The organism is Microcystis sp. LEGE 08355, from assembly GCF_015207185.1.
Lineage (GTDB): Bacteria > Cyanobacteriota > Cyanobacteriia > Cyanobacteriales > Microcystaceae > Microcystis > Microcystis panniformis.
Genome location: NZ_JADEXI010000155.1, coordinates 1 through 8,785 on the forward strand (window position 1 = coordinate 1; position 8,785 = coordinate 8,785).

The window sequence follows — 8,785 nt, forward strand, 5'->3', positions numbered from 1 at the left end:
CGCTGCCACTCAAGTCTAACTCGACGCTAAACCCCAATCCGCGTAATTGTTGCGCTAACACCACACTGCGTGCCTCAGCTTTTTCTCCTTTGGAGACGAGATAAAAATCGGGAACCAAAAAAGATAAAGATTGCTTTTGTTGTAATAATATAATCAGACGTTCTAAACCGATCGCCCAACCCACTGCTGGTGTGTCTGGACCGCCTAATTGAGCTATTAAACCATCATAACGACCACCACCGCAAACCGTGGCTTGAGCGCCTAAATCATCGGACTGAATTTCAAAGGCCGTATGGGTGTAATAGTCCAATCCTCGGACTAAACAGGGATTAAGATTATAGATAACTCCCAAATCGGTTAGTAAAGATTGTACCCGTTCAAAATACTTTTGAGAATCACTGCCGAGATGTTCAAGAATACTGGGGGCATTCTCACAGATAATCTTGGTTTTCTCGTCCTTACTATCCAAAATTCGCAGGGGATTTTTTTCTAATCTCTGTTGAGAATCCGCATCTAAATCAGCTTTGTAGGGAGTCAAATAATCTAGCAAGGCCTGACGATAATTTTGCCTATCTTGGGCATTTCCCAGGGAATTAAGGTCTAATTTTAGGTTTTCTAGCCCCACAGCTTTTAATATCTCGCTGGCAAGGGTAATTACTTCCACATCCGCCCTAGGGTCATCACTTCCCAACAATTCGACCCCGATTTGATGAAACTGTCGCTGCCTACCCGCTTGCGGACGTTCATAACGAAACATCGGCCCCTTATACCAGAGTCTTTGTACTCCTCCAGCGGCCTGTAATTTGTGTTCAATATAGGCGCGAACGACCCCAGCCGTTCCCTCCGGTCGCAAAGTCAGGGAACGTTGACCGCGATCGAGGAAACTGTACATTTCTTTACCCACCACGTCCGTCGCTTCCCCGATACCCCGTTCAAAAAGTTGTGTCTGTTCAAAAATGGGAGTTCGTATCTCTTGATACAGCGCAGTCCCTAAAATTCTGCTGGCAGTTTCCTCTAACCACTGCCAGTAACCGACCTCCGCCGGTAAAATATCTTTTGTGCCTCGGATTGCCTGGATTTCGCCCATAGTTCTCTGTATTTTTATCCCTATTTGAACAATCTTAAACCGCTTAGAGTCACTAATACCGTCGATCCCTCATGACCGATGACACCTAGAGGTAAAGTTATATCACCGGCAAAATTGGCTATCAGCAATATGCCGATAAATGCGAGGGCGAAAGTGATATTCTGTTTAACAATGCGATTGGCACGACGACCAAGGTTAATCGCGCCGGGAATTTTGGCTAAATTATCGGACATAAGGATAATATCGGCCGTTTCCAAGGCGACATCACTACCCGCTTTTCCCATGGCAATCCCCACATTAGCCATAGCTAAAGCGGGCGCGTCATTAATGCCATCTCCTACCATAGCGACAGTGTGATATTTTTCTTGCAGATTTTGGATAACGGTTAACTTATCTTCGGGTAGTAAATCAGCGTAAACCTCCTCAATACCGAGTTTTTTAGCGACTTGATCGGCACTTTGTTGATTATCACCCGTAATTAAAACGATATGTTCGATACCGATCTTTTTTAGCTGCTTCACCAGATTAACTGCCGAGTCACGAAGGGTATCGGCCACAGCGATCGCACCGAGCATTTGATTCTCTTGTACTACCCAAACGAGGGTTTTACCTTCTTTTTGTAAACGCTCGCGGATAGCTAGGATATTCTGGTCAAGATCAGCAAGATGATCACGAATATAGGCAAAATTGCCCACAGATACCGACTTATTGGCAATTTTTCCTGTGATACCCCGTCCCGATACCGCTTGTACCTGATTAGCACTGAAGAAATTTATACCACGTTCCCTGGCTGTGACGGTAATAGCGGACCCGATGGGATGTTCGGAACAGGATTCTAGGGATGCAGCCACCGCTAACACCTCATTTTCGCTGACTGCATGGATAGGAATAATTTCCACCACTTGCAACTTACCAAGGGTGAGAGTGCCAGTTTTATCAAAAGCGATCGCTCGTATGCGGCCGATCATCTCCAATCTTGCGCCATTTTTGAATAAAATCCCCTGTTTTGCCCCGTTAGCGATACCCGATAACAAAGCTGGCATAATTGAGGCCATTAAAGCACAGGGAGAAGCCACCACGAGAAAAATTAAGGCCCGATAGATAGTAGTTTCCCAGGTCCAACCCCAGAGAAAAGGCGGTAAAATCCCGAAAATTAAGCCCAAAATCACGATAATTTTCGCATAACCCCGCTCGAAACCTTCGATAAACTGTTGGGAGGGAGGGGATTCATTTTGCGCTTTTTCTACCAAACGAATCACCCTCTCAATTAAGCGACTTTCGGGGGGAGTTTCCACCTTTAAACGTAGCACTCCCGCACCGTTGAGAGTTCCCGCAAAGACTTCTTCCCCGATGGTTTTATCCACGGGAAGCGATTCTCCGGTAATTGGCGCTTGATTAATGGGACTGTTTCCCTCCATAATAATGCCGTCAATGGGGATTAATTCACCCGGTTTGACCAAAACTGTATCACCGATCCGTAATTGCTTGATAGGAACCTCTTTTTCCCTGTCTCCCGTGATTAATCTAGCAGTATCGGGAGTCATAGCCATGAGAGAACGAATATTGCGATCGGTTTTCGCCATGGCAATCTGTTCTAAAGCACCACTAATAGCGAAAATCAGGATTAAAATGGCTCCATCGATGATGAGATAGTAATTACTGTCCCAGAGTCCCAAAATCGCCGCCCCCAAGGCCGCTACAATCATTAACAGGTCCACATCCAGTTCTTTTTCCTCCCATAAAGTCGTCAATCCTGCTTGGGTACTCTCGTATCCTCCCACCAGATATGCGATCGCTAGTAGGATGAAAGCCGGGCCGATCAGATTAAAGTGTAGGCATAACCAACCAAAAAAGACTAAAATAGCGCAAATTCCTGCGGCAACTGCCGAGGAATACTCAGACAACCAAGAGGACGAGATACTCTGAATCATGGATTGATGGCAATTGAGTAGCTGGTTATAATTAAATTGAAGATAGATTTTGGTTTCGATCCCCCCTTAATCCCCCCTTGATAAGGGGGGTGATAGATTTTGGTTTCGATCCCCCCTTAATCCCCCCTTGATAAGGGGGGTGTCTGAGAGTTTTTAACATCTACCTACTTAATTCTCTCCCCATTCTAGAAAAAATTAGATCGATGCAGAAAACCGCTATCACGTTATCCCCCGCAGTCAACCTAGCTGATAATAATTGGAATTTTGCCGAGGTTTGGATCGATACGCTGCTATCTCCCCCCTATATCTTGCTTTTACTCGCTGAATCTTCAGGAAACTGTCGCGTGTACGATCCCTCCGAGGGTTATCAGGTAGTATTCACCGGTGCGAGTTACGAGGAAGCGGAAAATTGGCTACTAGAGGACGAATTTGAACCGGTAGAGGGACGACTTTCAGCAGCAGAGATATAATTTCCTTATCTTCCTTTCCGCTTTTCTCCGATGCTATCCTTACTAAAAAAGCGATGGAATTGGCTAAAATCGCTCTTTATTGGCAGTCCGAAGGCAATTAACCCCAAAAAAGTCCAAAATACTCCTCCAGAACCCCGTGACGCACCAGAGGGATAGACCGAACTCATGAAAACCGACACGATTTTCTACCGACTTTTTCAAACCTTTCCCGATCTTCTGTTTGAGTTAATCGACTTTCCCAGCGAATTAGCCAATTTCTATCGATTTTCCTCCGTAGAGGTGAAACAACTATCCTTTCGCATCGATGGAGTCTTTCTACCAGAACGGGAAGATTTACCGATTTATTTTACCGAAGTTCAGTTTCAGAATGATCCGGAGTTTTATGCGCGTTTTTTCGCCGAAATTTTTCTCTATCTCAAACAGACGCAGTTAAAAAACAATTGGCGCGGGGTGGTGATCTATCCGAATCGAAGGGTGGAAAGGGAGAATATAGAGCGATATAGAGAGCTATTACAAGAAACAAGAGTACAAAGAATTTATCTCGAGGAATTAGCTGATATTCCACCAGATTCGCTCGGATTAGCGACGCTAGAGTTAGTAAGCTTACCCGAAGCGCAAGTGATCAACCGGGGAAAGGAGTTAATCGTGCGAGTGAGGGAAACGGGGGTAGAAAATCGCCAACAGGAACTTTTAGAATTGATAGAGACGATTTTGATTTACAAGTTGCCGCGGATTAATCGAAAGGAGATAGAAGCTATGTTTAGTTTAAGCGAGTTAAGACAGACGCGTGTGTTTCAGGAGGCCCTAGAGGAAGGTCGCCAAGAAGGTCGTCAAGAAGGTCGCCAAGAAGGTCGCCAAGAAGGTCGCCAAGAAGGGGAAATCATCGGAAAATTAGCTTCTGTTCCCTTATTATTGCGAGCGGGGGTTAATCCCCAAGAAATCGCCGCTTCTCTGGGATTATCTCTCGAACAGGTCTTAGAAGTGGCTCGCTCGCCGGGAGAGAGCGAGCGCTAGGGTATTTTCAGAACTAAAAAAGCGATGGAATTGGCTAAAATCGCTTTTTATTGGCAGTCTGAAGGCAATTAACCCCAAAAAAGTCCAAAATACTCCTCCAGAACCCCGTGACGCACCAGAGGGATAGAGCGAACTCATGAAAACCGACACGATTTTCTACCGACTTTTTCAAACCTTTCCAGGTCTTCTGTTTGAGTTAATCGACTTTCCCAGCGAATTAGCCAATTTCTATCGATTTTCCTCCGTAGAGGTGAAACAACTATCCTTTCGCATCGATGGAGTCTTTCTACCAGAACGGGAAGATTTACCGATTTATTTTACCGAAGTTCAGTTTCAGAATGATCCGGAGTTTTATGCGCGTTTTTTCGCCGAAATTTTTCTCTATCTCAAACAGACGCAGTTAAAAAACAATTGGCGCGGGGTGGTGATCTATCCGAATCGAAGGGTGGAAAGGGAGAATATAGAGCGATATAGAGAGCTATTACAAGAAACAAGAGTACAAAGAATTTATCTCGAGGAATTAGCTGATATTCCACCAGATTCGCTCGGATTAGCGACGCTAGAGTTAGTAAGCTTACCCGAAGCGCAAGTGATCAACCAAGGAAGGGAGTTAATCGTGCGAGTGAGGGAAACGGGGGTAGAAAATCGCCAACAGGAACTTTTAGAATTGATAGAGACGATTTTGATTTACAAGTTGCCGCGGATTAATCGAAAGGAGATAGAAGCTATGTTTAGTTTAAGCGAGTTAAGACAGACGCGTGTGTTTCAGGAGGCCCTAGAGGAAGGTCGTCAAGAAGGTCGTCAAGAAGGTCGCCAAGAAGGTCGCCAAGAAGGTCGCCAAGAAGGGGAAATCATCGGAAAATTAGCTTCTGTTCCCTTATTATTGCGAGCGGGGGTTAATCCCCAAGAAATCGCCGCTTCTCTGGGATTATCTCTCGAACAGGTCTTAGAATTGGCTCGCTCGCTGGAAGATAGCGATCGCTAGGGTATTTTCAGAAGTTTGATTGCTGATTTCCCCTTTTAGGACGAATTTGAACCAGTAGAGGGACGACTTTCGGCAGTAGAGATATAATTTCCTTATCTTCCTTTCCCCCTTTCTTCGATGCTATCCTTACTAAAAAAGCGATGGAATTGGCTAAAATCGCTTTTTATTGGCAGTCTGAAGGCAATTAACCCCAAAGAAGTCAAAAATACTCCTCCAGAACCCAGCGATGGGGAATATGAAGGGATATTGATGGGGTTATTCGAGCAGGTGGCGGCGGGAACCACTACCGGCGGGTTACGGGGATGGCTATACAGTCGCCATTGTGACGATAAAAAGCTGGCGCGGTGGTTAGAGGTCAAAAGCGAGGAATGGCTACAGTATCCGGAAGATTATCAAACTTTAGGGCGGGAGCTGGCGGCTTTAGGCAAGGTGATGACGGGAAATCTGGGGGAAGTGTCCCAACGGATTAGCCTCCAGTTACGCGACGCGGTGAGGGATGTTTCCAGTGTGGAGGGGGAAAATCTAGGCTCAAAGGAGACGGATTTAACGGAAGTCCAAAAATTCTATCAACTTTTGAATCAAGGGAAAACTTCGACAACTCAAAGACTATCCACCGCTAATAATACCCCGATTGTTCAGGATGCCGAATTCTGGTTTAAGCGAGGATACCAGAAATACATGAATGGGGATTTTATCGGCGCGATCGCATCCTACGATCGAGCTTTAGAAATTAAACCCGATGACCCTGATGCTTGGTACAACCGAGGGGGTGCGTTAGGTAATTTAGGCAGATTAGAAGAAGCGATCGCATCCTATGATCGAGCTTTAGAAATTAAACCCGATTTCCATCTAGCTTGGACTAACCGAGGGAATGGGTTAGGTAATTTAGGCAGATTTGAAGAAGCGATCGCATCCTTCGACCAAGCGGTAGCCATTAAATCCGATGACCATCAAGCTTAGTCTGACCGAGGGTGGGCGATTTGTTCTCTGGGTACAATAGGGCTAGATCAGCTAACAGAATACAGCGATCCTTACCATTGGGCAGCCTATACCCTGACTGGACAGGACTAACTTATGGAAATTCCCAAAACAATTATCAATCTTGAAGCGCTGCTAATCGCCCTCGCACAGCAGACTGAACCTTTGCCAGAATATCTACAGCGATCGCTCAAAGAAATTGGACGATTACTAAGGTGTTGGGTTTCATGCTTCAACCCAACCTACGTTCTAAAGAGATTTGTAAATTATTTAAAGCGAACTAATAGGAATACCAGCTTTATCCATATCCAAAAGTTATACTAAATCCTGTTGAGAAGGTGTAGAATAGGCTCGAAATCTTTTTCCTCTCGGCTACTTAGGGTTTGCTGACAAAGTACGGGCGAAGCATTCGGGTAGAAAATCTACGGTTTCACCGATAAGTTATTGCCCGAATGCTTCGCCCCTACAGGACTAAATCCTGTTTAGAAGCTGTAGAATAGGCTCGAAATCTTTTTCCTCTCGGCTACTCAAACCCTACTTAAAACTACATTCCCATAATTTCGTAACCGGAATCTACATAAATAATCTGACCGGTAATACCACTAGCAAGATCACTGGCTAAAAAAGCGGCCGTATTTCCCACCTCAATTTGTGTCACCGTGCGATGTAAAGGAGCGATTTCTTCCACATGATGGATCATATCAAGAATTCCCCCCACGGCCGAAGATGCCAAGGTGCGAATTGGACCGGCAGAAATACCATTAACTCGGATCTTTTGGCCACCTAATTCCGCGGCTAAATAGCGAACACTCATTTCTAAACCTGCTTTTGCCACCCCCATTAAATTATAGTTAGGAATTACCTTGACACCACCGAGATAGGTAAGAGTGATAATACTTCCCCCTTCCGTCATCAAAGGTTTAGCCGATCGAGCTAGACGGGTTAGGGAAAAAGTGCTAATATCTAGGGACTTAGTGAAAGCTTCCCGGGGAATGGCGGTAAAATCGCCCGTTAAACCCTCTTTATCAGCAAAAGCGAGACAGTGAATCAAAATATCCAGTTTGCCCCATTTTTCCGCCACTGTAGCGAAAGTATCTTCTACCTGTTGGTCATTTTGGACATCGCAGGGGACATAAAAAGCGGGATTAAGTTCATCGGCCAATTCTCGCACTTTTTTCTCAAAACGGCCTTTTTCGTCGGGGAGATAGGTGACACCGATATTTGCACCAGCTTGATGGAGTTGTTGGGCAATTCCCCAAGCGATCGAGCGATTATTGGCAATTCCCGTCACTAGGGCGTTTTTTCCCGTTAAATCTAACATAGTTCTCGTTTCTCTTACAAAAATCTCCCCAATAGCCGACCCCAGCGAGATTCGGTATAATAGGGATACAGATAACGGGGCAGCAATGATCACCCCTCCCCCATTGTCTGGCAAAAAGCGCCCAAAACTTTTCCCAGTTTAGGGAGCGGTTGTGTTTAATAGAGGTGACACTCGTTGCATAATAAAAACAATTTTCCCCTTTTTTGGATGTGAGATGGACTTATCCCTAATACAAGATAAACCCCTAGCAGATGTGTTCCGTCGAATCGGCAGCGGCAATTTCCCCCCGGTGGTGGAATTGTTCGAGCGTGGCAAAACGATCTTTTTTCCGGGAGATCCCGCCGAAAGAGTCTATTTTTTGCTGAAAGGAGCCGTTAAGTTGTCGCGAGTCTATGAAGCGGGAGAAGAAATTACCGTGGCTCTACTGCGGGAAAATAGCGTCTTTGGTGTGCTATCCTTACTCACCGGCCAGCGATCGGATCGTTTTTATCATGCCGTGGCTTTTACTCCGGTAGAATTACTCTCGGCCCCGATCGATCAGGTAGAAAGGTCCCTCCGCAATAATCCCGATTTATCAATGTTGATGCTGCAGGGGTTGTCCTCGCGGATTCTGCAAACGGAAATGATGATCGAAACCTTGGCTCACCGGGATATGGGTTCACGTTTGGTCAGTTTTTTATTAATTCTCTGTCGTGATTTTGGGGTTCCCACCACCGATGGCATCCGGGTTGACCTAAAATTGTCTCACCAAGCGATCGCAGAAGCGATCGGTTCTACTCGCGTCACTGTCACCCGTTTATTGGGAGAGCTGCGGGATCAGGAAATGGTCTCAATTTACAAGAAGAAAATTACCGTCCATAATCCCGTCGCTCTCAGTCAACAATTTACTTAAATTCTGGATGACTAGCGCTTATATTTTGGTTTTGGCCATCGTGGTTTTAGGTGGTCTGATAGCTGCGGTTGGCGATCGTATAGGTAGCCGTATCGGTAAGAAAAGGA

The 8,785-nt window shown here is 45.5% G+C and carries 9 protein-coding genes and 1 pseudogene; 6 read left to right on the forward strand and 4 right to left on the reverse strand.

Annotated elements, in window-relative coordinates; translation table 11 throughout:
- Together hisS and IQ242_RS10100 are read right to left on the reverse strand one after the other, a co-directional pair.
- A partial coding sequence (gene hisS, locus IQ242_RS10095) for a histidine--tRNA ligase (RefSeq protein WP_193959871.1) occupies positions 1 to 1,087 on the reverse strand: 1,087 nt, incomplete at its 3' end.
- Positions 1,088 to 1,107: 20 nt separating this feature from the next.
- Positions 1,108 to 3,018 carry a heavy metal translocating P-type ATPase gene (locus tag IQ242_RS10100; RefSeq protein WP_193959872.1) on the reverse strand — a complete coding sequence of 637 codons (1,911 nt, stop codon included), beginning with the start codon at positions 3,016 to 3,018 and terminating at the stop codon, positions 1,108 to 1,110.
- A gap of 203 nt (positions 3,019 to 3,221) precedes the next feature.
- On the opposite strand from IQ242_RS10100, the gene IQ242_RS10105 reads away from it, so the two are divergent.
- The gene (locus IQ242_RS10105) at positions 3,222 to 3,488 is read left to right on the forward strand and encodes a hypothetical protein (protein ID WP_193959873.1); all 267 of its coding nucleotides are present in this window, start codon (positions 3,222 to 3,224) and stop codon (positions 3,486 to 3,488) included.
- 5 nt (positions 3,489 to 3,493) lie between these two features.
- On the opposite strand, the gene IQ242_RS10110 is transcribed toward IQ242_RS10105, so the two are convergent.
- Positions 3,494 to 3,655 carry a hypothetical protein gene (locus IQ242_RS10110; protein WP_193959874.1) on the reverse strand — a complete coding sequence of 54 codons (162 nt, stop codon included), beginning with the start codon at positions 3,653 to 3,655 and terminating at the stop codon, positions 3,494 to 3,496.
- Here IQ242_RS10110 and IQ242_RS10115 point away from each other — a divergent pair.
- From IQ242_RS10115 to IQ242_RS10125, 3 genes and pseudogenes are all read left to right on the forward strand, one after another.
- The gene (locus IQ242_RS10115) at positions 3,654 to 4,502 is read left to right on the forward strand and encodes an Rpn family recombination-promoting nuclease/putative transposase (protein WP_193959875.1); all 849 of its coding nucleotides are present in this window, start codon (positions 3,654 to 3,656) and stop codon (positions 4,500 to 4,502) included. The two genes, IQ242_RS10110 and IQ242_RS10115, sit on opposite strands and share 2 nt — an antisense overlap.
- 136 nt (positions 4,503 to 4,638) lie before the next feature.
- Entirely contained in the window at positions 4,639 to 5,487 is an 849-nt protein-coding gene (locus IQ242_RS10120; protein WP_193959876.1) for an Rpn family recombination-promoting nuclease/putative transposase, read from the forward strand.
- 117 nt (positions 5,488 to 5,604) lie between these two features.
- Positions 5,605 to 6,444: pseudogene (locus IQ242_RS10125) on the forward strand (tetratricopeptide repeat protein); the annotation flags it as partial.
- 565 nt (positions 6,445 to 7,009) lie between these two features.
- Here the strand turns inward: IQ242_RS10125 and fabI are convergent.
- Positions 7,010 to 7,786: an enoyl-ACP reductase FabI gene (gene fabI, locus IQ242_RS10130; protein ID WP_002760333.1), complete on the reverse strand. Its 777-nt coding sequence runs from the start codon at positions 7,784 to 7,786 to the stop codon at positions 7,010 to 7,012.
- Positions 7,787 to 8,000: 214 nt separating this feature from the next.
- Here fabI and ntcA point away from each other — a divergent pair, with 214 nt between their 5' ends.
- The gene (gene ntcA / locus IQ242_RS10135; RefSeq protein ID WP_002793163.1) at positions 8,001 to 8,678 is read left to right on the forward strand and encodes a global nitrogen regulator NtcA; all 678 of its coding nucleotides are present in this window, start codon (positions 8,001 to 8,003) and stop codon (positions 8,676 to 8,678) included.
- Between the two features lie 7 nt (positions 8,679 to 8,685).
- Positions 8,686 to 8,785, forward strand: a 100-nt coding sequence (locus IQ242_RS10140; protein ID WP_193959877.1) for a DUF3084 domain-containing protein, incomplete at its 3' end; no start/stop codon positions are given.